This window comes from Nocardia abscessus (assembly GCF_015477775.1).
In the GTDB taxonomy this organism is placed as follows: Bacteria; Actinomycetota; Actinomycetes; order Mycobacteriales; family Mycobacteriaceae; genus Nocardia; species Nocardia abscessus_A.
Genome location: NZ_JADLQO010000019.1, coordinates 1 through 24,469, shown reverse-complemented (window position 1 = coordinate 24,469; position 24,469 = coordinate 1). Strand labels below are relative to the sequence as shown.

Annotated in this window: 19 protein-coding genes and 3 pseudogenes; 7 read left to right on the top strand and 15 right to left on the bottom strand. The window is 66.3% G+C overall.

The features are described from left to right. Positions 1–295: 295 nt before the first annotated feature. From IU450_RS33760 to IU450_RS33715, 11 genes and pseudogenes are all read right to left on the bottom strand, one after another. Positions 296–985, bottom strand: coding sequence for a hypothetical protein (locus tag IU450_RS33760; RefSeq protein WP_195153777.1), 690 nt, complete (start codon positions 983–985; stop codon positions 296–298). Further along, positions 982–2,352 (bottom strand): GDSL-type esterase/lipase family protein, encoded by a 1,371-nt coding sequence (locus IU450_RS33755; RefSeq protein ID WP_195153776.1) that lies wholly within the window; start codon positions 2,350–2,352, stop codon positions 982–984. Before IU450_RS33755 ends, IU450_RS33760 begins: the two co-directional genes overlap by 4 nt. Then, a complete protein-coding gene (locus tag IU450_RS33750; RefSeq protein WP_195153775.1) occupies positions 2,349–4,058 on the bottom strand; it encodes a carbamoyltransferase in 1,710 nt (569 codons plus the stop codon). Before IU450_RS33750 ends, IU450_RS33755 begins: the two co-directional genes overlap by 4 nt. A 3-nt stretch (positions 4,059–4,061) precedes the next feature. Beyond that, complete coding sequence (locus IU450_RS33745; protein ID WP_195153774.1) at positions 4,062–5,219, bottom strand: glycosyltransferase family 9 protein; 1,158 nt, start codon at positions 5,217–5,219, stop codon at positions 4,062–4,064. Then, positions 5,216–6,490, bottom strand: coding sequence for an aminotransferase class I/II-fold pyridoxal phosphate-dependent enzyme (locus IU450_RS33740; RefSeq protein WP_195153773.1), 1,275 nt, complete (start codon positions 6,488–6,490; stop codon positions 5,216–5,218). Before IU450_RS33740 ends, IU450_RS33745 begins: the two co-directional genes overlap by 4 nt. Further along, on the bottom strand, positions 6,487–7,761 hold the full coding sequence (locus IU450_RS41080) for a cytochrome P450 (RefSeq protein WP_195153772.1): 1,275 nt from the start codon (positions 7,759–7,761) through the stop codon (positions 6,487–6,489). The genes IU450_RS33740 and IU450_RS41080 overlap by 4 nt, the downstream gene beginning before the upstream one ends. Then, entirely contained in the window at positions 7,758–8,864 is a 1,107-nt protein-coding gene (locus IU450_RS33730) for a hypothetical protein (protein WP_195153771.1), read from the bottom strand. The genes IU450_RS41080 and IU450_RS33730 overlap by 4 nt, the downstream gene beginning before the upstream one ends. A gap of 14 nt (positions 8,865–8,878) precedes the next feature. Further along, entirely contained in the window at positions 8,879–9,859 is a 981-nt protein-coding gene (locus IU450_RS33725) for an NAD-dependent epimerase/dehydratase family protein (protein WP_195153770.1), read from the bottom strand. Beyond that, a complete protein-coding gene (locus tag IU450_RS33720; RefSeq protein ID WP_416382933.1) occupies positions 9,856–11,322 on the bottom strand; it encodes a PfkB family carbohydrate kinase in 1,467 nt (488 codons plus the stop codon). The genes IU450_RS33725 and IU450_RS33720 overlap by 4 nt, the downstream gene beginning before the upstream one ends. Further along, positions 11,305–11,880: pseudogene (locus tag IU450_RS41435) on the bottom strand (D-sedoheptulose-7-phosphate isomerase); the annotation flags it as partial. The pseudogene IU450_RS41435 and the gene IU450_RS33720, both read right to left, overlap by 18 nt. Continuing rightward, positions 11,877–12,881, bottom strand: a complete 1,005-nt coding sequence (locus tag IU450_RS33715; RefSeq protein WP_195153768.1) for a hypothetical protein — start codon at positions 12,879–12,881, stop codon at positions 11,877–11,879. The pseudogene IU450_RS41435 and the gene IU450_RS33715, both read right to left, overlap by 4 nt. Positions 12,882–14,027: 1,146 nt before the next feature. On the opposite strand from IU450_RS33715, the pseudogene IU450_RS33710 reads away from it, so the two are divergent. Next, positions 14,028–14,492: pseudogene (locus tag IU450_RS33710) on the top strand (IS110 family transposase); the annotation flags it as partial. 113 nt (positions 14,493–14,605) lie between these two features. Here IU450_RS33710 and IU450_RS33705 read toward each other — a convergent pair. The 3 genes from IU450_RS33705 to IU450_RS33695 all read right to left on the bottom strand — a co-directional run bounded on the left by IU450_RS33705 (position 14,606) and on the right by IU450_RS33695 (position 17,246). After that, on the bottom strand, positions 14,606–15,430 hold the full coding sequence (locus IU450_RS33705; protein WP_195153767.1) for an SAM-dependent methyltransferase: 825 nt from the start codon (positions 15,428–15,430) through the stop codon (positions 14,606–14,608). A 309-nt stretch (positions 15,431–15,739) separates the two neighbouring features. After that, complete coding sequence (locus tag IU450_RS33700; RefSeq protein WP_195153766.1) at positions 15,740–16,732, bottom strand: nucleoside hydrolase; 993 nt, start codon at positions 16,730–16,732, stop codon at positions 15,740–15,742. After that, complete coding sequence (locus IU450_RS33695) at positions 16,725–17,246, bottom strand: hypothetical protein (protein WP_195153765.1); 522 nt, start codon at positions 17,244–17,246, stop codon at positions 16,725–16,727. The genes IU450_RS33700 and IU450_RS33695 overlap by 8 nt, the downstream gene beginning before the upstream one ends. Before the next feature lie 671 nt (positions 17,247–17,917). Between IU450_RS33695 and IU450_RS33690 the strand changes: the two genes are divergently transcribed. From IU450_RS33690 to IU450_RS33670, 5 genes and pseudogenes are all read left to right on the top strand, one after another. After that, the gene (locus tag IU450_RS33690; protein WP_195153764.1) at positions 17,918–19,294 is read left to right on the top strand and encodes a hypothetical protein; all 1,377 of its coding nucleotides are present in this window, start codon (positions 17,918–17,920) and stop codon (positions 19,292–19,294) included. Further along, on the top strand, positions 19,291–20,139 hold the full coding sequence (locus IU450_RS33685; RefSeq protein WP_195153763.1) for a DUF1932 domain-containing protein: 849 nt from the start codon (positions 19,291–19,293) through the stop codon (positions 20,137–20,139). Before IU450_RS33690 ends, IU450_RS33685 begins: the two co-directional genes overlap by 4 nt. 620 nt (positions 20,140–20,759) lie before the next feature. Then, a pseudogene (locus IU450_RS40705) lies at positions 20,760–21,244 on the top strand (ferritin-like domain-containing protein); the annotation flags it as partial. Positions 21,245–21,348: 104 nt separating this feature from the next. Further along, positions 21,349–21,531, top strand: a complete 183-nt coding sequence (locus IU450_RS33675) for a hypothetical protein (protein ID WP_195153762.1) — start codon at positions 21,349–21,351, stop codon at positions 21,529–21,531. Positions 21,532–21,933: 402 nt separating this feature from the next. Then, positions 21,934–22,149: a hypothetical protein gene (locus tag IU450_RS33670; protein ID WP_195153761.1), complete on the top strand. Its 216-nt coding sequence runs from the start codon at positions 21,934–21,936 to the stop codon at positions 22,147–22,149. 76 nt (positions 22,150–22,225) lie between these two features. Here the strand turns inward: IU450_RS33670 and IU450_RS33665 are convergent, their stop codons facing one another. Beyond that, positions 22,226–22,684, bottom strand: coding sequence for a GNAT family N-acetyltransferase (locus IU450_RS33665; protein ID WP_195153760.1), 459 nt, complete (start codon positions 22,682–22,684; stop codon positions 22,226–22,228). Positions 22,685–23,182: 498 nt separating this feature from the next. On the opposite strand from IU450_RS33665, the gene IU450_RS33660 reads away from it, so the two are divergent. Then, positions 23,183–23,575 carry a hypothetical protein gene (locus tag IU450_RS33660; protein WP_195153759.1) on the top strand — a complete coding sequence of 131 codons (393 nt, stop codon included), beginning with the start codon at positions 23,183–23,185 and terminating at the stop codon, positions 23,573–23,575. Positions 23,576–24,469: the final 894 nt, after the last annotated feature.

Here is a 24,469-nt window from a genome sequence, read left to right as displayed (position 1 = left end):
CAGCTCACCGCGGAGGCAGCGGCGTAACTGATCGGTGCCAACAACAGTGTCGAACTGTTGGTTCGCCACGCGCGCTTGCATCTCGGCGTGGCCGTTGGGTTCCGCGCCCCACTCAGCCAATCCGACAGCGATCAGGGCGAACCCGACATGACGGGCGGCCACGGCGATGAGGTCGGCGGCGTTTTGCCCTTGAGCTTTCGCCTGTATCACCGGGTGATTCGCCACCGTTTTTGGCCAGCGCGAGGTACGCCGGGTCTGGAGCGATCACTGCCTCCTGGGGTTTCGGTTGGATCATTCACTCGGCAGAGTGCGTCACCCACTCGAGGGCCGTGCCGCCCATCTGCTCGAACGCGTGGCAGTTGGCTGACCGGTCGTCGATGAGGAGCGCGTCCGACCAGGTCAGTCCAGTCCTTTCCAGCCAAGGCCCGAAGAAGTATTCGGGGTCTTCGACCTTCAGTACTCCGATTTCGCTGGAGCTGAGTATGTCATCGAATTTCGCGGTGATGGTCTGCATTCGCGCTGGTGTCGCTGGTCGGTGATCGGTTCGCGCGGCGGCGGTGCGGAATGTGCTGGCGAACAGGTCGATGTTGTCGGTGGCCAGGACGACCGTCGTGTGGGACCGCGCTCGATGCAGGGCGTTGATGAGCGGCTGGTCGACGGGCATTGCGGCGATGTCGTCTACGAGCTGGGTTAGCAGGAGGTCGACGTCCAGGTCGCGGTGCTGGGTGGCGAGGTGGGTGAGGATGTCGCGGGAGGTTCGTGTCCCGCACATCCAGTCGCGGCCTTCGCGGTTGCCGGGTGTGAACAGTCGATCCAGCTCGTGAGTGAGGATCGTGTGTAAGGAGTGCCCGGGGGTGTCGGTGATGCTGTGCCAGAACGGTTTCCGGCACAGCACGCCGTGCCAATCGCAGAAGATGACTCGCGGCCGGTCGCGCGGCCGCATGATCTTCTGGATTGTCTCGATGGTGGAGTTGTCGGTGGTCATCTGGAGTAGAGGCGGGCGGCGGTGTTGCGGTCGAGCCGGTCGAGGGTGAGCAGGCCGTCGAGGAGCCGGTGTTCGGTGACGTGCTGGGTGACGAGCTGGCGCAAGAGTTCGTCTCCCAGCTCAGAGAGGTGGACTCCGTCACTCCAGACGCTCGGTGCTCCTGCGGGTGGTGCGGCCGGCGCTGTCGGTGACCATCCGAAGGCTGTCGCGGTGTACAGGACGGGGGCCCAGGTGTCGATGAAGTCCGCGCCCGCGTCGGCGGCGGCGCGGTGGGCGCGCCGGTTGTAGTCGGCCAGGTCGGTGTTCGCTGCGGGGACGTCGATGGCGGGTTCCCAGCCCATCGGAGGTTCGCCGATGACGATGACCCGTCGCGACCGGGCGGTGAGGAGTTGGAGGGCGGTGCGGATATTGGTGTCGTACTCCTCGATCCCTACTGCTTCGGCGCTGCGGCCTTGGTGGTGGCGCCAGACATCATTGATGCCCACCCCCAGGACGGCGAGGTCCCAGCTTCCGCCGGCGTCGACGGCGGCGCGAAGGTTGGCCAGGACGTCTCGGGAGGTCGCGCCTCCTTCGCCGAAGTTGTTGGAATGGAACGTGATCCAGGGGTAGCGGATGGACCAGCTGGTGATCAGCGCGTGGACGTAGCCACGGTTGCGCCATTCGGTGACTGCGAGTTGTTCTCCGATTTCGGGCAGGTCGGCTTGGGTGGACAGTCGCGGGTTGTGGGCTTCGTAGTGTTCCATCAGCGACGTTCCGAACCAGGCGATGCGCAGCTGTCGGCGTGGCTGCGCAGGGTCGAGCGGACCGGGGTGGCGTGCGATGACGCGGGCGGGCATACCGACGGCGGTGGTGTTGGGGGCGAGCGAGGCCGTGACGACCGCGTTGGCTCCGACGCGCGTGTTCTGCCCGATGGTGACTCCGGCGGTGATCGTTACTTTGTTCGCGATGATGGCGCCGGATTCGATGGTGATCGGTGCGGCGTCGAAGCCACTGGCCCACGCAGTGATCGGGTCACCGAGGGTGACGGTGTCGTGGGTGCGGGGGCGGTGGTTGTGGTCGTGGATATCGACCATATTCGACAGGCCCACGCCGCGGCCGATGCGGATGGTGGTCATGGCGGAGATGACGACGTTCTCGCCGATAGCGACGTCGTCGCCGATGATGATGTGACCCCCGCGATTGGCCTGCAGGGTGGTGCCGCGGCGGATGCTGACTCCGTCGCCGATGGTGACGCTGGCATCGGGGTCGATGAGGATGTCGATGTCTTCGGCGATGTCGCAGCCGGTGCCGATGCCCAGCGCCTGGCCGTGTCGGGCGCGGATCCTGTCGATGGTGGTGATCGTGTCGGTGTCGGTCACGCTGGTCATGATCCATGTCCTGCCGGTCGGGTGGAGCTCGATTGGGGTGAGGTGATCAGATAGTCGCCGATCACGATGGCGTCCAGGCTCAGCCGCGCGCCGCTGCGCAGTGCGTCAGCAGGCGAATGGACGATCGGTTCACCGGGCCCGTTAAAACTGGTGTTCAACACGACGCCGATCCCGGTCTCGGCCTCGAAGGCCTGAATCAGGCGAGCGTATGCCGGTTGCAGTCCTGGGTCGACCCGTTGCGGGCGCATCGTGCCATCGACATGCACCACACCCGGAATCTGTTGATGGGCATAGGTTGTGGCGTCGTGGGCGACGATCATGAATTCCGCCGGAGCGCTCGGTGTGGTCGTCCACGCGCCCAACTCGAGCATGCTCGGTGCGAGGGGGCGCCAGAACTCGCGGCGTTTGATCTCGAGATTGATCCGGTCGCGTAGCGCGGTGGTGCGGGGATCGGCGAGGATGCTGCGAGCCCCGAGCGCGCGCGGCCCGGCCTCGGCGCGGCCGTGATGCCAGCCGATGACCTTGCCTTCGGCCAACAGGCGAGCAGCCGTGACCGCGATGTCGGATGGGGTGTTGTAGGCGACTCCCGCGGTGTGTAGCGCGGTCTCGATGGCGTGGTTGTCGAAGGACGGGCCGAGCAGAGTGTGGGTTTGCCTAGGGCCGGGTACGGCGCGTTCGCCGCGGCGGTGCGCGCACTCGAGGGCGGCGCCGAGCGCGCATCCGGCGTCGCTGGCGGCGGGCTGCACGAACAGGGACTCGATGTCGGGGGTTCGGGCGAGGATTCCGTTGGTGGTGCAGTTGAGCGCGACCCCGCCGGCCAGGCACACCGCGGTGGCGCCGGTCTCTTCGAGCGCGGCCGCGACGACACTGATCAGGCAGCGTTGCAGCAGCAGCTGGGCTGAGGCCGCGAGATCGGCGGCGATCGCGCGATGTGCGTCGTGCCCGGCGGGGGGTTGGGCTGGGATTCCGGCGTCGGTGAACGCCTTGCCGTAGGCGCGGCGTAGGTCGCGGTAGTAAGACAGGTCGCTGTAGCGGGTGGTCTCATCTGTCTCGGGGGCCAGGCCGTAGGCGGTGAGATCCAGGTGGTAGCCGGAACTGGTGGGTTGCAGGAAGTTCAGGTCGAAGCGCGGCTGCCCGTAGGCGGCCAGCCCCATCAGTTTGCCCGCATTGGTCCAATCGCCGAGCCCGGCATGCTCGGTGGCGAATTGATAGAACCAGCCCAGCGATTGCGTGAAGGGGAATGCCCGCACGGTTCGCAGACCGGTGGCGGTGCCGTGGTGGATGCTGGTGGAGATTCCGTCGCCGGAGCCGTCGACGACGATGACGGCGGCGTCGGCGACACCGGCGGGGTAGAACGCGCTGGCGGCGTGGGCGAGGTGGTGGCCGACGATGCTCAGCCGACGTGGACGATCCGGACCTGTGGCCGGTCCGAGGAGTTCGGTGATCAGCTCGGGGTCGGTGATGTGGTCGGCGGGGGTGGGCCAGTGCGGGTTCCACGCCACGGCGGCTTCGTCGATATCGCCCCACCGCAGTCCGGCCTGCTGAAGGCACCACGCCGCCGCAGCCGCGGCGCTGCGGGAATCGCGGTGATGCTTGATCCGGGAGAATCGCTCCTCCTCTGCGAACGCGATGGGTCGCCCGTCGGCGACGAGGCAGGCAGAGGCGTCATGGTGATAGGGGCCGCCGAGTCCGAGCACGTACCCCACTGCTCAGCCCTCCGAGCCCGTGCTGACGGGCGCCGCGGCGAGTGAGTTGCGCACCGCGGCGTGCACGTCGTCGACGGAGATGGTGTCCATGCAGCCACCGGCACCGCCGCAGGTGACCTGGTGCGCGCACGGTGAACACGCCAGGCTGGACCGCAGCGCGGTGGCGGTGTCGGCGTGCTTGGGGATGACCTCCGCGCCGTTGCTGGGTCCCAGCAATACCACCACTGGCAGGTCGTAGGCGAGGGCGAGGTGGAAGCCGAGAGAGTCGCCGGTGACCATCGCGTCGCAGAACTCCGGGACCGCGGCGAACTCTTCCAGCGGCATCGCATCGCAGCGCACCCGGCCCTCACCGGTGTCCAACTGGCGCAGCAGGGGGTGGCAGACGCGCGCGTCATCAGGCCCGCCGGTGATCAGGAGCCGATTGCCGTCATCGAGCAGCCGCTGCCCGAGCTCGCTCCAATACCGAGCCGGCCACAGCTTCGTGGTCTTGGAGCCGCCGACGTTCAAGCACACCCAACCGCCGCCCGTGCCCAGCCGCGCCGCGACCCGGGCGCGCGCATCGTCCGGGACTGCCAGCTGGTATGGCTCGCCGGTGTAGGTGTATCCGGCGACCTCGAAATACAGTTCGGTCCAGGTCTTGGTGTTCCCACGGGTGCGGAAGTCGTTCCAGGTGTTCATGGCGAAGAAGTGCCGCGCCGCCTGCCCGATCGGGTAGAGGGTGTTGTGGTCGCCGTAGGCCAGGCCGGCGCGGTGATCGGCGCTGATCCGTGGGACGAGCCCGGCGGCGGCGGGATGGCGTTCGAAGCAGTAGATCGCGTCGTAGTGTTCGGCGAGCAGCGTGCAGGCGGCGTCGGTGTCCCAGATCAGGACGCGGTCGACGTGCGGGATCATCGTCACGATCGGCGCGGACTCGGCGCCGACGAGCCAGGTGATATGGGCGCCGGGGTGCTCGGCTTTGATCCGCGCCGGGAGCGGTGAGGCGATGAGCATGTCGCCCATTCGTTTGAGCATCACGATCAGGATCCGGTGGGTGACCGGATCGTAGAGTCCGCAGCCGGGGCAGGGCCGCCAGTGACGGCACGGCAGCCCACCGACGAAATGGCGGCAGTCCGGCTTCCAGTCGAATCCGTCGACCTCCAGTGCGATGTCGGCGGTGCTCATGGGGTCCTCAATTCCGGCTGCCGAACACTTGGCATCAGATGCGCGAGTTCCTCGGCGGCGTGTAGGTCTTCGCTGGTGACGTAGCGGGCGCGCAAGGCTGCGACCGCGCGGGCGACCGATTCGGGCGGTTCGCGATGGATGACTGCGCAGGCCATGAGCACGGCGAGCTCGTCGACGCCCGCACTGTCGAGACCGGCGAACGTCAGTTCTTGCACACCCAGCCGCAATCCGGGCGCGCTCAGGTAGGGAATACTGATGGCGTTGACCACGATCCCGGCCTCATACAGCAGCCGGGAGGCGGTTTCGGCACCACAGATACGGTCGATGTCGACCCATACCTGATGCGATTGGGTGTAGCCGCGTTCGGCCGCGCAGATGGTGAATCCTTGCTCGGTCAGGGCGGCGGCAAGGCGGCGTGCGTTGGCGACGACCGCGGCGGCGTAGTCGCGGGCATGGTCGGTCATCCATGCGACCGAGAACGCCAGCGCCGCAGTGTCGGCTGAGTGGCTGTGGGATATCCACCCGGCGGCATGATCGTCGATCCGGTCCGCCACCCCCGCATCGTTGGTCGCAACGACCCCTTTCCCGGGCGGGCCGGGCCAGGTCTTGTGGACGCTGCCCCCGACGCTGTCGGCCCCCTCGGCAAGCGGGTCTTGGAATACCCCACCGGCGATCAGCCCCAGCGTGTGGGAGCCGTCGTAGTGGATCGTCACCGGATCCCCGACCGCGTCGCGGATTGCCTTGATGTTGTGAGGGAACAGTGTCATGAATGAATCCAGGTAGACCAGCACCGGTCCGGTGATGCAGCGCGCCTGCCGCGCCAGCGCAGCCACGTCGACACACCAGCTGGTCAGGTCGAACGGCAGCGGTTGCCAATGCAATCCGAACCGGCGTGCCACGAACGCGGTGGAACCGTGCCCGCCGTCGGATTCGGCCAAACTGAACACCGTGCCCGCTGATCCGGCCAGCGCGGACAGTGCCACAGTCATCGCCGACAGACCGGAGATCGGCTTCACAGTGACATACCGGGCGCCCAGCAGCGCACCTATACCCCGCGCGGCCGCTGATTCGAGTTCGGCGAGGTCGCCGCGACCTGGCCAACCCCAGTTCTCCTCGCCAGCACCACCGAAGCAGTATCGGCTGAGGGCTTCGGTCATGTATGGCGCCCATGCGGGTTCGGGCATCTGGTTTTCGCTGGCGATCAGGTGCAGTCGTCGTGAGCTTGCGGCCTGGAACTTGAGCAGATGCGCAGCGATTTCCTCAGCGTTCACCGGCGCACCGCCTCGATGCGGGCCTGTACCGAGCCCGCCGGGGCGCGCACCGGCTGAAACCGCGCGATCCGCGGTCGGTGACCGGCAACCAGGTCGATCCGGTGCCCGGCCAGCACTACCGCGGCCAAGAGCAACGTCACCGCTTCGGCCAGCCCGCGGCCGGCACACGCATGCGCTCCCCGCCCGAACGCCAGCAGCCCCGCGGCGCTGCGCGCGCCCTCGGGCCCACAGAACCGCTGCGGGCGAAAAGCTTCCGGTTCAGCGAACAACTCGGGTAACAGGTGGGTAGCTGGGGCGCTATAGGCGACGTGCCACCCGGCCGGGACGGTGTAGTCGCCCAGCTGCACAGCGCTCATCGCACGCCGGGTTGCGACGGTGTTCGGGGTGTGCAGGCGGCTGCACTCGGCCAGCACACGCCGCAACGCCGGTGCGGCACCGCGGTGAGCCGCCTGGACCGGGTCGGCGACGAGGTCGCGGGCGTCGGTGCCGAGCGCGGCCGCCCGTTGATCGTCGAGCGCGCACTCCACCAGCAGCCATGTGATCAGGCTCGCGGTGGTTTCGCGCGCCGCGATCAACAGCGCCAGCAAGTGATCGACCACCGCACCGACCGGTGCTCGCTGCGGTGCCCCCAGTTCGGCGACAACCGACGGCGGTGCAGGCGGGGCCGCGCGCATCGCGCACGCCTGCAACAACTCTCGCAGCTGTGCCGCCGCCGCGACGGCGGCGGAGAATACTTCGGATCCGCTCTCGTGGGCGGGTGAGAGTTCTGCTCCGGCAACGAACCGATCGAACAACTCAGCAACCTGCCGCGCGACCGGGTCGGCGGCGGGCAGGCCGAGGATCACCGCCAGGCAGACCTCCATGGTGTAGTCGCGAGCAGCCTGATACAGCGCCACCGTCGGCATCTGGGCCCACCGGGTGACGTGGCGGTGCGCAATCTCGGCCGTATCGGGCAGGTACGCGGCCACCGCGTCATGCCGCAGCCCTGCCGACAGGAACGCGCGCACCCGGGCATGTTCGCGGCCGCGCAGTGTGAACACCGCGCGCCGAAACAGCGTGTGCACCGCGGCGGTGTTATGCACCGCCAACCGCCCAGCGCGCTCATGCTCGAACATCTGCCTCACCGCGCCCGGGCCGATGCAGTACGCCGTCGGTGGATTCGCCGGGAGCTCGACGGTGAACACCTCGCCGAGCCGGTGGCGCTGTTTCGCAAGGAACCCGGGCAAATTCGCCGCGGCCAGCGGGGTGGACACAAGAGGTGGTGGCTTCACGCGGCGGCCTCGCAGGCATCCAGCGCGGCCGCGGTGCGGGCGATGATCCGTTCGTGGTCCAGAGAGACCGGCGCAGCTGGGCGGCGGCACTCACAGGTGCTCGGCAGATCCGCCAGATCGCCGCTGACGCTGTAGGCGACTAGCCCATCCACGATCGCATCGGCACAGCGTTGGCACGAGTCCGGGTAGATCGAATCGAAGTCGCTGCCGCGCATGTTGATGCACGCCACCCGCACCGCCGCCTTCGTATGAGCTCCGCGCACCGCGTCCACCACGGTCCACAGATTCGGCGCGGTGTAGTGGCCGCGCTGGTACAACCACCACGCCACCGTGTTCGGCGCCAGCCGCGTCGGGCACAACGTCACTCCGTCCACGCCCAGCGAGGCGACGTGGGCAGTGGAGTCGACGACGTCGGTGATCGCCTCCGACTCGGTGAGAAACGGCGGCTTGATCATCAAATAGACCTTGGGAATCACGTTGTGTTGCTGCATCAATGCCACAGCCGACTCGAACGCCGTGCCGGTGATGCGGGTGTTGACCAGGGTTTCGCGCACCAGCCGGTCCGCCGACTGCAGACCGATGCCGACCTCGAGCTGAACGTCGCCGAGCGCGTCCAGGAAAGGCAGGAGCGTTTCAGCGGTCACGAACTGCGGAAGGCTCTCCACGACCAGGCGGCGAACACCGGTCGCGGCGACTTCTCGGGCAACGTCGAGCTGCACCTCCAATGGCACTTCACGGCGAGCGAAAAACGATCCGTCGTTGTAGAGGGCGAGCATGTCGTAGTCCGGCTCGTCGCCGGTGCGCGCCAGCAGCGAAGCGACCTGCTCACGCAAGCTGGCGGCGTTGCCACCGCGACCGAAGTTGTTGAAATTGGTGAACGGGCACATGGTGCAGGTCGGCACCGAACATCCGCCTGACATGAGGATCGCCTTCTTGCGGGTGTGGGTGGCGCCGTCGGCGTCGCGGACGGTGTCGTAGTCGACAAATCGCGGCGACGGTGCGTGTTCGACCGGTGCGACTTGCCGAAGCGACCGCGACAACCTCGTGATCCGATGACGTAGCGCGGACTCGCCGTCGAGAACATCGATTGCATTGATAGACATAGCATTTTCTCCGATCACAGAAACTTCACCAGCTCATCCGGTGCCGTCGCTTGGGCGCGGGCGCGGTCGAACAGGGCGTGGGCATAGGCGCGGATCGTCGCCATGGTCACCGGCTGCAGGCCGGGCAGCGCCGACCGCAGCTGCCGCATATCCGCACAGGTCCAGTACTGGTAGCGGTCACGAACCGGGTTGGGCACCGGAATCATCGGAATCGGCGAACCGGCCCATTCGGTGCACCAACCCAGCAGCGTCTCGAAGCGGACCGGAACTGCGGAGCCGAGGTTGTAGATGCCCGACACTCGCGGGTGGTCCAGCAGACGTACCAGCGCCGACACCAGCAGCTGCACCGGGATGTAATCGCGCGCGGCAGTCAATGTGTCCTCGAACAACGCCACCGGACGCCCCGCGGCCGCTGTGGTGACGATCTGCCACAGGATCGACGCCATCCGCCCTTTTGGGCCTTCCCCTGGGCCGAAAACATTGGTGTAACGCAGCCCGACGAAGTCCAATCCGTCCGTTCGCGCGCACCGCCGCATCGCCTGATCCATCGCCAGCTTCGATCGGGCGTATGCGTTCAACGGGCCCGAGCAGGGCACCCGATCTTCGGCGTCGGATTCGATCGAGGCAGTCCCCGGCCGAACAACGCCGTACACGGCGCCGGAGGAGGCATACACCAGCCGCGTTCCAGAGCTCGCGCATGCCCGCGCGATCCGCTGCGGCACTGTCGAATTCGCCCATTCCAGCCGTTCGTCCGCCGGGGTGAGGGTGTCGGTGATCGCCGCCTGGTGAACGACCACGTCGAACTCGCCTGCAGCGACCCTCGCCAGCAGCGCCGGGTCGGCGGCATCCGTGGTGATCGCCTCCCACCGGTTGGGCTCGCGGCCCGGAGGTCGGACATCGACTCCGGTCACCGCCCACCCTGATGCATGCAAGCCGGCGGCGGTGTGGCTGCCGATGAACCCGGCTGTGCCGGTGACCAGCACCGTGCGGGTCATGATCGCACCGCCCGCGCCGCGGCGGCGCGTGCGATCAACTCGCTCGTCGACACCCCATCCACGTACGGGGCGAGAACAACCTGGCCGCCGTGGCGTTCGACCACCACGGTCTCGGGCAGTTCGGAGTGGCCATAGTCGCCGCCCTTGACCCACAGATGCGGCCGCACCCGCTCCAGCACCTCGGCAGGGGTGTCCTCGTCGAACACGACGACCGCGTCCACGCAGGCGAACGCCGACAACATCGCCGCCCGTTGGGCTTGAGGCACCAGGGGCCGGGTCGTGCCCTTGAGACGAGCCACCGACTCGTCGCTGTTGAGCAACACGATCAGGCAGTCACCCATGGCGCGCGCGGCCTGCAACAGGTGGCGGTGTCCATCATGCAACACGTCGAAGCAGCCACCCGTCGCCACCACCGTGCCGCCGGTCGCGCGCACCCGCTGCGCCACCGCGACGCCATCCACCTCGCGACCGCTCTCACAGCGCGAGCCCGGAGTGGGGGCTCCGGCAACCTGATCGGCGGCCACGATGACCGCCTGCTGCACTGCCGTCGACGGGATCCGGACGGCGATCAGCTGCTTGAGCAGTGTCACCGCGAACCTGTCGCCCGCGCCGCACGCATCGCCGTGCTCGCGGCGCGGTGCCGGGAACACCTGTGCAGGCTCGGTATCGCCGCCGACCAGGACAGCGCCGTCGGCTCCCCGGGTGACCACGGCATGGTCGCAGCGCCACCGCGCCCGCAGATTCCGAGCACGGCGGACATCGGCGTCCAAATCATTTCCCACGATGTCGTCATCGGCCAGCCACGCAGCTTCGTCCTGATTCGGCACGACGACGCTCACGCGTGGAATCGGTGCCGGTCCGTGCCGGTGCGGATCCCACACCACCGGCACCCGGCCGGAAACAGCAGCCAGCAGCGCGCGCAGTTGCGGTTGCGCGGCGACCCCGCGGCCGTAGTCGGCGACCAGGACGCCGTCAGCCGCAGCGAGTGCCCGTGCGACGTCCGCCGGTGGCTCACCGACCGCCGTCACCGGCGCGGAGTCATCGACCATCAGAAGGGTTTGTCCTCGCGCACGCATCCGCAGTTTCAACGATGTCGGCCCGTCGCCGGCGAGCTCGATCAGCGACACTCCCGCCGCGGCGAGTTCTGCCCTGATCCGCTGCCCCGGTTCGTCGTCGCCGAAAGCCGCCACCATCGTCACCGACCAGCCGTCGGTGGCCGCGAGCATCGCGGCCAGGCCCGCACCGCCGGGGCGCCACTGTCTCGCCAGCCCGCTCAGCACAGGCACCGGAGCCTCTGGCGACACTCGCGTGACCTCACCACTCCAGTCGCAGTCCGCGAGAACGTCACCCACCACCACCAGGTGCCCGAATCGCCGTGGCTGTGCAGTGCCGTAGGTCGGCGGCTCGATCGGCACCGGTTGCTGCGTTCCCGATGTCAAGGCGGCATCAATGGCGCCGCACAGTTCATGAGTGATCAGCAGGTGGCATTCTTGAATCGTCGAAGTCGCAGGCCACTCGACGGACACCACTTCGTCACACGCTCTCGCCAGCGGGCTGCCGAACGGGCCGGTCACCGCAAGAGTCAGCATTCCCAGACCGTTCGCCTCCACGGCCGCCGCGACCACATTGGCACTGCACCCGGACGTGGAGAACGCCACCAACACGTCACCTTCGCGGCCGTGCGCGCGCACCTGTCGCGCGTACACCTCATCGAACCCGTAATCGTTGGCGACCGCAGTCACGACCGCGGAATCGGTGGTCAACGCCATCGCCGCCCACGGCGCCCGCTCGGACTCGAACCGGCCAACCAGCTCGGCGACCAAGTGCTGCGCCTGCGCCGCCGAGCCGCCGTTGCCGACGACCAGGACCCGCCCACCCTGCTGCAACCGGTCGGCAAGGATCCGCCCCCACGACCTGACTCTCTCCACATCCACGTACCCGAGGGCCGTAGTCAACGCCGCGATGCGATCCACCTCGACGTTGGACGCAGTTCCGCTGCTGTGCTCCGAAGCTACAGTCATCGCTGCTCCCCGACCGATTCGGCGATCCTGCGGCGCACGAGGTCGGCACGCCGCGCGACGTAGCGGTTTTGGCTGTGGACCAGCGCGGTGAAGCGCGGCCCGTACATGTGCTGATACCGGTCAGTGAATTGGCTGCGCAGCGGGACCCCGGATAGATCCACCGCGCCGACACAGTCGGGTGCGTCACTCAACGTCTTGATCCGAGCCCGGTAGCCGCCCTCGACCGCGGACGTAGCGATCACCGCATCCCATGCACCTGTTCCCAACCTTTCTCGCGCGCCGTCGACCCCTGAGAGCGATACCGGGCACGTGGCGCGCTCAAGCCTCTTGCGCGCTCTGCTGGGCGTGCGGGTGACCATCAGTGCCTGTGCGTATCCCGCCGTTCCTGCTTGTTCGGCAACAGCTCGGCCGAGCATGCCGCCTCCGACCACCAGCAGAGTCCGTCCCGCTGGCTCCGAGCGCTCGGCCAAGGCAGTGAGGGCAGCCGCCGGATAATCGAGCGCCGCAGCGAAGCCAAGCTCTTGGTGCAACCGCCGCGCCAGCGTCACGGAATCCTCGACGACCGGCTTGCACGAATGGCGTGCAGGAAGCCGCTGGCAGGCCGAGTCGACCTGGCGCAGTACGAATCCCTCACCCACGATTCGAGAGCGCAGTCCGGCAGCGATTTCGGCCAGCCTCTGCCGCACGGCGCTTTCACCGGTGATCCGGCCGGCGGTCTCTGGCATCCGCGGATCACGGCCCCCAGCACGGAACGCTTCGAGCGAGATGAACTCCACCCGTTGGCCCGTACTCAGGACGAATTCGTGATCACTCGGCGTGATGCCGGTGGACAACCACTCATGGTGAGCGCCGATCTCTTGCAGATCAGCCACCGACGAATCGAAATACGAGCACCACATGACCCGCGCTTCGCGAACCGCTGCGTCAGGCGTATGCGCAGACATCGACACGTCGGCCCCCCTTCGCATCGTGTGGGTCGCCGAGAATTCCAGCGTCCGCATATCGCGTACACATCGTCAACACGCTGTTTCCTTAACTCTGTTGTATCACTTGACTTTTCACGCGCATGTAGCGCAGCGATGCCAGGTGCATCGGATCGGACGTACTCCCGAAAGGTCGGGGAGCAGCCGGATTACAAGCAACGATCGGGACCGGGGGCGGCCTCGAACCGCCAAGAAACTTCAGCCGAAGAAACAAGCCCCGGAGGGCGCGAAGTTCATCACCACACCACCCCTAGCGGGCAGGTAAGGGTCGAATAGTCCGGCCGGGCTCGGCTGTCGTAGGCACGACATGCCTGGTAGACGGTGTCCTGTCGTGCAAGGGTCGGCTCTCCGTAGCCGGCGCGACGCCACGCGTCCGCAATGGCCGCGACCAGCTCGCCTATCCCCTCGACGTATGGAGCTGCGGCCTCGACCGAGGTGACCAGCGGTTCCCGCACTGCTTCGAGATAGCCCTCGCAGCTGATGGCCCATGTGGCCGACCACCTCCGACCCGGAATCGCCATCGGCGGCGGTCACGCTGTCGAGGTTGCACCACTTGTCGAATCGACCCAGCCGAAACGCTGCGCGCAGGATCGTCACATACGGGTGGCGCTCGGGCACCTGGCCGTCGGCCATCGCCGACAGCAGCTCGGTCGATGACGGCAGCGGGTACGGGCGTGGCAGTCCGTCCATCCACCGTGTGCGGGAGCGGTCGACCAAAGCCGCGAGGTGAGTACGCCCTGCGGGGGTGAGTTCCCACGCGGACACCCACCGCACCAACCTGCGGCGCCTCAACTCCTCCAACCTCAATCGAATCGGTCGGTGTGGGCGGCTGCGGCCTGTCAGCTCGGCGACCGTTCGAGCGCCCTCGGCGGCCGCCAAAGCCTCCAGAACACGGCGCGCGGACCGAGTCAGATGACGTGCCATGTGCTTCCTTACCTTCTTCTGGTGGTGGTTGGGCCCGCAGCCGGCGGGTTGAATCACCCGGGAACGGCGGGTATGGCTTTCATGTGTTTGCTGAGGTTCATGGCCGCAGGAGATTGGCCGCCCGCCGTTCCACGACGGCCCGACTGCTGATTGAGAGACGCGATCCGATCGCTGTGTAAGGACACGACAGCGTGGTCGTCGGACCCTTGGGTATCCGGTGTGAACGTGATGGAGGTGCTTGTGCCCCACCAGCTTTGGGCGGGCGTCGATGCTGGCAAGACTGCGCATCACTGCGTGGTGATCGATACCGACGGCAAACGGCGGCTGTCGCGGCGGATCGGCAACGACGAGACCGAGTTGACCGGGCTGATCAACCAGGTCGTGGCGCTGGCCGACGGCGGTGAGCTGATCTGGGCAATCGATCTGAACCACGGCGGCGCGGCCTTGCTGATCACCCTGCTGCTCGCACGCGAGCAGCAGCTGCTCTACATCCCTGGCCGGGTCGTGCATCACGCTGCGGCCGGCTATCGCTGCAGCGGAAAATCCGATGCTAAGGATGCCGCGATCATCGCCGACCAGGCGCGCATGCGGCGTGATCTGCAACCGCTGCGCGCGGGTGACGAGATCGCGGTCGAGCTGCGCATCCTCACCGCGCACCGCACCGACCTGTCGTGTGACCGGACCCGGGCGATCAACCGGCTGCGCGCCATGTCGCGGTCTCGCCGACCGGGGCGCTTCCACGGTCGGGTGATGGGAGCCAGGGCCAGCCACTACAGCGCGCCCTCGACACGGCGCAGCCGCAGGATTCTCGGTCCGGGTCATGGCACCCTCCCAACTGCTGCGTAGCAGCAGATATCGGTGCTGGGTGCTGGCGCCGACCCGAGTTGTTGTGCGCGGCACTGCTCGAGCTCGTCATCAGGTCGCCACCGATGCGGCGCGACCAAACCAGGCTCGATGAGTTCACAGCCGGCCAGAATTCGGATGACCTCGTCACGGGTGCGCGGCCAGAACGCGATGTCACAGCTGGCGTAGACGGCGGCAGCACGTTCAACGATCTCCGTATCGAAATCGCCAGTGATATGGCTGATAACGACGTACGACCCGGCTGGCAACGTACCGACCAGCTCCTGAACAACCCCATGGGGGTCTTCAACGAACTCCAGGACGGCCCCCAAACTGATCGCGATGGGCTCGCCGAGATTCAGAAAGCCGCCCATTTCGCCTGCGACTGTGGCGGTGTCGATCACATCAGCGTGCACGAATCGGGTCTGCCCACTGCTCGTCCGGGTGTCGGCCAGCAGCGCGCGCCCGTGCGCCGCGACAATTGGGTCGTTGTCGACGTAAAGCGTGCGCGCCGCCGGAGCGCACGCTTGGGCGGCCTCATGCACATTCGGTGGACAGGGATAGCCAGACCCCAGTTCCACGAACTGCTCAACCTCCCGCTCGGCAGCAAGGTGACGAACCGCCCGAATGAGAAACGCGCGGGCGGCGCGAGCGGCCACCTGATATTCGCCCGCACTGCCCACGATTCGTTCGCCCGCTTCCCTGTCGACCGCGTACTGATCCTTGCCGCCGAGCAGGTAATCGTGGATGCGACCACTGTGCGCCTTGAGCGGATCGAAATGCTTGCTCAACGCGGGCACGGACTTCCTCCCAGTACCGCCCATCAGGTAGCCCCTTCTTGCCGCGGGCCGCTGTCGCCGGAGCTGGAACTCTGCTCGACCCGCGGGCGTACCCGACAGTGGGAACTGCACTGCCCATGCAGTTTTCGGGCGTCCTCGGCTCGCTGGGGAGTCAACTCGCCCGGGTCGTCGCAGCAGTTCCAAAGGTTGGCATCCATATGCGGATATGTGCGGCGGTCCAAGTAATTCCCATTCACCGGAGCCCTCCCCTCCACCATGAATTGGTTACTCGTGCGGCCGCAGCCGGGATGAGCACCAAAGGCCTGATCGTCATTCGCGCCCCGGCTCGCTGAATCCAGAGAAACCCGCCTTCAACGTTGCGCACTCATCCACCGCTTGACCCGGAGTGACTGGTCGTGCCGGTTTTCCGATGCGCAAGGTGGCCAACACCCACTCCACGAACGCGCCATAGTCAGCCCCGGCGGACAGCAGCGCACCACAATCGGTACCCGCGGACATGCGAGCATCAGGCGCCAGGTGGAACTCGGCCCACTCGAAACTGACAAACCGCAGTCCGATCGCGGCCGTCATCGTCAGCGGGTCATGCATCTTGCTGGACGAATGGAAGCCCAAGAACCACTGATCCAGGTGCTGTCGAAGCAACTGCGCCCACGGCCGCGTGGATGCGGCCAGCAACTGATAGATCGGGCTGCCAGTATCGACCGCGATATCCGGCACGAACGTGTGATCCGACATCACCAGCGAAAGGTGTTTCGCCCGTGTGGTGACCGCGTGCACTGCCTGCGGGTCAAGCCGGAAATTGTGCTCAGCACGCTCCGGGCGCCGATAATTCAGGGCACCGCCCATCTGCCAGATACACAACCGCTCTTCCAACCTCAAAGGGTTGGACTGGCGTGAATCCACCTCCAAGATGTAGGCGAGATCGGTCAGCGGTCCCAACCCCAGATAGCGCACCGACGTGCTCACTCGGCCGCAGACCTCGGCGACGGCCTCATACACATCGACGTTGTCGACGGTGATATCCGCCGGATACAGATGGTCGGCGGCCCAGTATTTGCTCTCGCCTAGCACGCGGCCCGCCACTACTCGAACGTCGTCGCGGCCGAGAAGGGTCAGCAGGTGTCGAGTGAATTTCGCGCGGCGCAAATCGGGGAGCTCGTCAGCAGTGATCACCAGTTTGAGCCGCGGTTCGATCATCGCCAGCAGAGCAAGCGCGAGTGCATCATCTGGATCACCGCCTTGGTCGCTGGCAACGATGAGCGGGGTGCGTAGCTGGGCCGTCATGGGCTCGTGTTCACCCATGTCGCAGCCCCGCCAACTTGTCACCGGCAGACACCGTGATCTCCGCCACGGTGTCGAAGTCGGCCCGCCTGCGACCAACAGGTTCTTCCAGCCAGCTGCGGATTTCATCGTTCGGACCCGGCAGCGGGACCATGACCCCGCGTACGGTGCGGATCGCAGCATTCCGGTATAGCCCAGCGTCCCGGCGCAGCGACACCGGCACGCCAGTCTCAGCATCGCCCCCCATCCTCAGCATGTGCACCGGCCGTGAGTCATCAGCTGGCGCAGCGTTGGTGATGAACATCAGGTAGCCGGTGGTCTTGTTCAAGATGATCGGCGTCCGAATCTTGCGCTGCTCCAATTCATTGCGCACTATATCGCCCAACCGACGGGGCATTTGAATGCTATCGATCCTTCCTGCAGGTACGACGATGCGCGAAAGGTGATTCACTTCCGCACCGTCCAAACCGTTCTCTGAGCGGTATCGCGCACACAACGTCTCGGCGGCTTCGGTCGATGAATTGGCTAAAGTCATGGATCCTCACAGAAATTCAATGGGCAGGCGCGCGTCGAGGCAATGCGGCGATGGTGATGGAAGGCGTTGGGCGGCTCAGTCGGTACGGCGGCTCTCTGTAGCGCCATTCGCGAGCCAGAGGGGTCACGGTAGGAAGAGCCGTTGGCAAGGAAGACGAGCCATCTCTTCTGTCGTGGAGTCATCGACTGTGACACTCCGAGATGGATTTTGTCGCCGCATCTTAGCGGCGAAAACGTCCGCTGCGCTCCTCTCCGCGCGGTAGTGCAGAATCACCGGCAGACCGTTGATGCTGAACTCGACTGTGATGTGGCTATCCACCGGGTCACGACCGTGGGCACTCGAGCGGTGCAAACCCAGCATCAGCATTGCGGCGACTGCTACCCGCTGCAGGGCAGAGTCGCCGTACCGTAGTAGCTGCACAACGGATCCGATACTCAGGCTTGTCCCACCAGAGAACACCACCTCCTGCTGTTCGGGTCATCATGCCCCTCCTGACTGCGGATTTGGCCAGTGATTGATGACCTCAGATCGTCGTCCAGAGAGGGCGTGCATGCGGTCAGCATGTGGTCAGCATTCGGTGCGCATCTGGTCAGCAGACAGGTCTGGGAGTGTCGTCGGGTCCGTAGTCTCAGCTTGTCGACGTACCCACAGTCATCGGAGAAGGAGATCGCGTGGCCGGCCAGGCAGATCGCACGCGCCTCGAACAGTTGGTGAAAGCGAAGCGGCTCACCACGAGTGAGTTTGTGCTCCATTTCCAGCGGACGTCTGCTGAGATCGCTGAGCAGACGCATGCGCCGAAGGCCGCTGTGTCCTGGTCAACCGCCCGCCGGTGGATCAAGGGAGAGATCGGGCTTCCCACCCCGATCTCTTGCCGAGTCCTTGAGCAGATGTTCAAGGAGTATGGGGTGACCGCAGAGGACATGTTCGGTCCCCCGCTGGCAGACTGGACACCGTCGACACCGGTACAGGTGCCGCCCCAGGAACTGGTAGCCCCATGGCGTCCTGCACCGGGCATCCGGGAAGACATCGAGGAGATGACCACAATGGCGGCAGCCGAATCCGCCACGTTCGGCGAGTTTGCCGAGCAATCCAACGTAGGGCCGCACACGCTGGAGCAGTTCCACGCTGACCTCCAGCGCATCGTCAACGTCTACCCGAACAGGCCCGTCTACCCCGCGTTCGTCGAGCTGCGTTCGCTTCGCGACCGCGTCTTCAGGAAGCTCGAAGGACGGCAGCCGCCCAAACTGACTCGGGATCTCTACCTCGTCGCCGGTACAGTCTGCGCGGTCTTGGCGAATGCCTCCTTCGACCTCGGCAGCATCGACGCCGCACAGACGCAGGCCCGCACAGCATTTCTCTGCGGGGAACTCGCTCAGCACAATGGCCTACGTGGCTGGGTGCGCGGTCTTCAGGCACTGATCGCCTACTGGGATGATCGGTTCACCGATGCGGTCGAATTCGCCGAACAAGGATGGCAATTCGCCCCCGAAGTCGGCACGGCTCGAGTACGCCTCGCTTCCGTCGAGGCCCGTGCTCGCGCCCGCATGCGGGATGCCAGTGGAACAGAGGAGGCGTTGACTCGAGCCGACTGGGCCCGGGAGCACGTACAAGGCGAGGATCAGCCCGGCGGCATGATGGCATTCCCTATAGGTAAGCAGGCGTACTCAGCGGCCAACGCCCGTCTGTGGCTCGGCGGTGATCGCAACTACGCCATAGCAGAAACCCTCGCTGACGAATCGCTTCAGCTCTACCTCGAGGACCCGCCCGAGCAGAGACGGCTCGGCGAAATGTCCTTAGCACGCCTCGACCTGGCGGTCGCGCGGCTGTTGCAGCGCGACCTCGACGGCGCCGCGGAACAGATCGAAGCGGTCCTCGAAACAGGTGGACAACGACGTGTCGAAAGCGTCGGTCGACGACTTCGCCAGATCAGTACTGCATTGGAGCGGCCCCACTTCCAGACTTCGGCTCTGGCGATCGGTTTACGCGACCGCATCAAGGATTCGCCCGTGGGCAGCGCTCAGGCCTTGCCACCTGGAGCAACGTCATGATCGTCGGACTGCTACACCCAGGCAAGATGGGGGCAGCGCTCGGTGGCCGACTCGCGGCAGTTGGCCACACCGTTCTGTGGTGCCCCGAAGGCCGCAGCACTGACACTCGCAGGCGCGCCACTGCCGCCAGGCTCACTTCGGTCGAAGACCGTGCGGAACTACTTCGGCGTGCCGAGATCGTCGTATCGATCTGCCCGTCCGCCGCTGCGATCGAAGTCGCAGAGATGGTCGCCGAACACCGATTCGAGGGAATCTATGTCGAGGCGAATGCAATCAGCCCACAGCAGTTGCAGCACATCGCTGCGCTTTTGACTGATCACGGCGCTGCGGTGGTCGATGCGATCATCTCCGGGTCGCCGCCACGCGATGACAACCCGTCCGCCAAGATCTTCGTTGCTGGTGCTCGCAATGCGTGCGTAGCGGTACGTGACCTGTTAACGACGGCGGGCTTGCCGGTTGATCTACTTGGCGACAGGCTTGGTGCAGCGAGCGCGCTCAAGATGGCTCTCATCGCTTACCAACGCCCGGCTCGGCTGTTAGCAGCCATTTCTCATGGTCTCGCAGACCAGCACGGAATCACCGATACGCTCGTCGCCGAGGCGAATCGGATCGGAACCGGCTTCCTCAGCGACCGAGCCGCGCTCCCTGGAGTCGCGGCCAGAGCTTGGCGCTGGATAACCGAGGTCGAGGAGGCCGCCATAAGCCTTTCTGAGGCCGGGCTACCCGCCGACTTCGTCGACGCAGCCGCGAAACTCTACCGGCGATTCGACGCGGACAAAGACAACTGGGCGAACTCGCCAGAGCAGGTCATCCAACGCCTGACGGCCACTGATCACGATAAGTAGTCGGGCGCCCTCGATAACCCCCGAACAGTTCGTGCCCTACCCGGCCGCGCTGCGCAGGGCTATAGGAGCACTCGTCGGCCTCTGACCCGCCTCGCCCTTGGAGCCCTGTCTGTCCATGCTGTCCGCGCCAGCCTTCACCTGAACGCTCGCGCCCGGCGCGTGTCCCCTCGTATGCATCGTGCGGGTCAGGACCGGAGGGTCATGCGCGCGGCCGGTTCGTGCCGATCCCAGCGACTCCGTCCACCCCGAGATCCTCACCACCGCAGTGGGGTTACTGCATGCCCACCGGCGGCAGCTGACATCGTTCGCGCAGATCGAGACGCTGATCGAACGCAAGGCCGCCCGGCCAGACTGGGCGGTGGCCGGCGCGCCGGCAAGCGCCCGATGAGCGTGGGCGTGGCCGTTGAGCTCCTGCTGCTCATCATCGCCATCGTGTTGGTTGCCGCGAGCGAGACCCGGCGCCGAGATCGGTGTTGGCAAAGCAGTCCTCGACTGCGTACTGGCGCTCGGCAGCGCCGCCACGGTCACAATGCTGATCGTCTTGGTGGCCGGCGAATCTCGCCAACGTGATCCGAGCGTTTCAGCCGAGCTTCAACTTGCTGTCGCCGGATTCCTGAGCCCGCACCCCTTTGCAGGCGGCGACCGGGACCGCGCTAAAGCTGTTCAACCTCCCGGTCTTCTGGTCGACTCGTGGCCTGGACCGGGCACTGGACACCGTGCGCGCCACCCCGCCCGCGCTGGGCGGGCTGCTCGCCAAGGCGCACGCGCGGGTGATGTCGCGGTCAAAACCCTCTCCGCGTCCCGCGACGCCGCCTTGGAGACCGCCGAGCAGGTCACCCGCCGCGAAGGCGCCGACACCGCCGCCGACGCCCTGCGGTCGATCCGCACCAGCACCGGCGTCCTCGAACCCCACGAACTGCCGGTCGCTGACTACGACGAGCTGAACGTCTCCCAAGCCGTCGCCGAGGTCAAAGAACTCACCGACCCCGCCGACATCCGGGCGATCGTCGCCTACGAGGAAGCCCACAAGAACCGCCACGGCGTGGTCTCCGCCGCCCAAACCCGGCTCGCCGCGATCGCCCAAGAAGTCGCCGGCCTCACCTGAGCCGGTCCCGGCAGCGGCGAAGTCGTCGCCCACCAGACCGGGTGAGGTCGGCGAATACCCGACAGCTTGAGCGACCCGAAACCGACAAGGTAGGCATGAATGTCATGTGGGTGGTCGGGCAGGCGCTGTGGCACGACGATCCCAACTTCGATCCCTATGAATTCGCCGAGGCGTGTGGGGTCGACATCTATACCCGCTCCGGCCGCCGGAACGGTGGGATCGAAATGGGATTCAGACGCGATGCGTCGTCCGGTCGTGCCGACGCTCCGTACAACTGGCAGGAATAGAACCCACCGAATACCGCCTGGACCGTCCGAACTGTGCAATTTGGCACCTCGTGACGGTCCGGGCGCACCTTCGCGACTCGACCAGCTCGGCCGTTCGGCTCCGCCGGACCTACTGACTGGTGAAGGGTCGGTATTGGGAGGGTGCAGTAACCGCCACCGCACAACCCCTCACGCGCCAGCCGTTGAGCGAGCAGTCTAAACCCGCACCCGCTCTACCGCTCATACCGCACCGCCACCACCCCCGAGAAGACGAAGCGTCCTTCACCTCTGGGCCACCACAAGCGCGACCCCCCGGGGGGGAGACCAGACCCGCGAAAAGTCACGCCGTCACCGGACTCCTCACCACGCCGCTCCTGCTGGCGACGACCTGGAACGGAACTCGGATGCTCGCCGAACTGGCGGGTGCAGCGTTACTGGGGCCCGGTTTCGTGCTGTACCGGCGCGCGGCTCGTCATCTCCAACCTGCCACTGTTGGTTGCTGTTGATCTCACTGAGGCGGTCGTGGCATCGGCACTAGTGAAAATTCTGAACAGAACTCAGATATCCATCCCGATTGTCATCAGCGGCATCCTCGTCGCCGCCGCTATTCTGCTGGACATCCAAGGCCAGTCGCGGTGACCGAACCTGCTGCGGTTCCGTAGTAAGAAGTGTCAGCAAGCGACGGCTTCGGGCGCCGGCGTCGGCGCGGCAGACGTCAGCGGAACGGTGTGTTGTCGACAGGCCGCGCGAAGTGCAGAGCGCTGTGATTGACGGGACTGAAGCCGTGACTGATGAAAAAACGCCGCCGGTCCCAGCGGCCGGCAGGCTCGGTGTCAACCGTGACGGTCAGCTCGGGGGCGCCCGCGCGGCGTGCGCGCACGGCGAAATCGCCCACCAGTGCGGAACCGACCCCCTGCCGGGTTTCGAGAACTCCCACCAGAGCGATATGCCCAGTGGACGGATTTCCCGCCAGCCAGCCGACCAGCTTTCCTCGGCGCACGGCCACAACAGCCAGCATCCGCGCACCGACATGGTGTGCTGATCGCAAAAACGAGCTGTCACGCAGGTGATGCCGACGATCCAGCTGTTCCAGTAGCACACGCAGCGGCAGCTCGTTCTCGGATACGTCGTGCACCACCTCGATGCGGAGATCCTCGCTCACGGCTTCGACCATCTCACCGCGCTAGCAACGGGCGGCGCCGGGGTCGACGTGTCGGCCAGCCAGCCGGTCCCACCCTGATCACTCGCCCGCGCACAGTGCGCGCGAGGAGCGTGCGCACCGCGCGCGGTGCCACTCGACCACCCACTTCCCACATGCCAGCGACAGAAGCGCCAGCTCATGCTGCGTCCCGCTGAATATCGGCATTGTGCGCACGACACCGCCTGCTCTCTTCTCGCGCACGGCTTGGCTGCGGCGGCACGCGCACCACTTGCGCGCGACCGCGCGCCAGCCGCCCGTCAATTCCAGTCCACCGCGCACGACGTGCACGCTCCGCCGCACCGCGTGCGCCCGGTCGCGCCCGTCACGCGCGGCTGCGGAACCGCACGGTCGCGAGCGAGTCACACGCGGTGTCTGCCCCAGCATCCCGAATAACCGATTCAGCATTTGACGCCGCGCGAGGAGAAGCGATCGCGGCGCTGCTGGGTGCGCAGAGACCGATACCCTGCGTGTGTGAAGGGGGACGAGTACCGGTACTGGTCGGCGCAGCGACGGTTCCGGGATCTGGTGGAACAGCTCGCCGGTCTGCGAATGGGCGGATGGAGCATTCCTGAGGTCGAGTCCGCGTTGTCGAGGCTGGGATGGAAGCTGCGACCGGTGGTTCCGGCTCGGCCGGTTGAACCGGCGCGGCCCACCGAGCAGGTCGTCGGTTGGGAACTGGGCTGGTATCCCGAAGCGCCCAGAGCCGGTGTCGCGACGGTAGTTGCCGCGAAATCTGATCCGGGACAGATCGTCGCGCTGTCGGTGAATGTCTCCCACGGCATCGCCTACGACGACGAAGTGGAATTCCTGCGCGAAGCGTGGGGCATCGTGGAGGGCGTCTGCGGTGCGCGACCGACCCGCTGAGGTGGGCCTGGTCCCTGGATGCTGTGGCAGCGACCTGAGACCAGCATGGCCGTAGGGCTGGACGGAAGCGATGTGGCGGTCGAGTGGCGGTGCACCGCGCTTGCCGACAAACGAGCCGTACACGGTATGGATAGCCGCCGAATCGTCGGAACTACTCGCTCACGAACCCCGTGTCGTCGTCACCGACTGGGATGACCTGCGCCACCGGCTGAGTGCCGCGCTGCGAGCTCTGTGCCACGACACACCGAAACTTCCCGGGCAGTTCATCTTCCATCTGGAGTCGGCGGTCGATGAGAAGCACTTCGTCAGCGTGTGGAATGTAGGAGGGGATCTCACCACCGATGCATTCGTCCACCATCCGGATCTGCCCGACCCGAGCTGGCTCATCGAGCTCGGCTGGACACCAGGAAGCGGTCTATGGCAGCGGCACCTCGGCAACACGATCTCTGATGAGCACGCCGACACCGCAGCAGAGCTGTTGGTGGATGCCCTGCAAACCCTGGGGGTGGACCTGGCCGACCTCGAATACACCGGCACCGTGAGCGGTCGCGGACAGCTCGTCACTGTCTACCTCCCCGAACTCGGACTGCGGCGCGGTGAAATCGGTTGCGCACGACCACCCAACCGAGCTCGAGACAGTCATCGCGCGGAGTGCATGCTCGGTCGTAACGCGCGAGTCCAGGCGCGCATGTCGCGCGCGGCCACCTGCACTAGCGGAGCCCTTGCAGGCACTTTCCGCAGTCTCCGGCACCGGCACGGATTGGGTCCGCCATGCTGGTGCGGTGGCCGATCCGCGGAGCAGACAACACGAATACAACGCGTTCATTTCCTACAGCCACGACGAGGACCGAATGGTTGCGACCGCGGTACAGCAGGGTCTGCACCGGCTGGCCC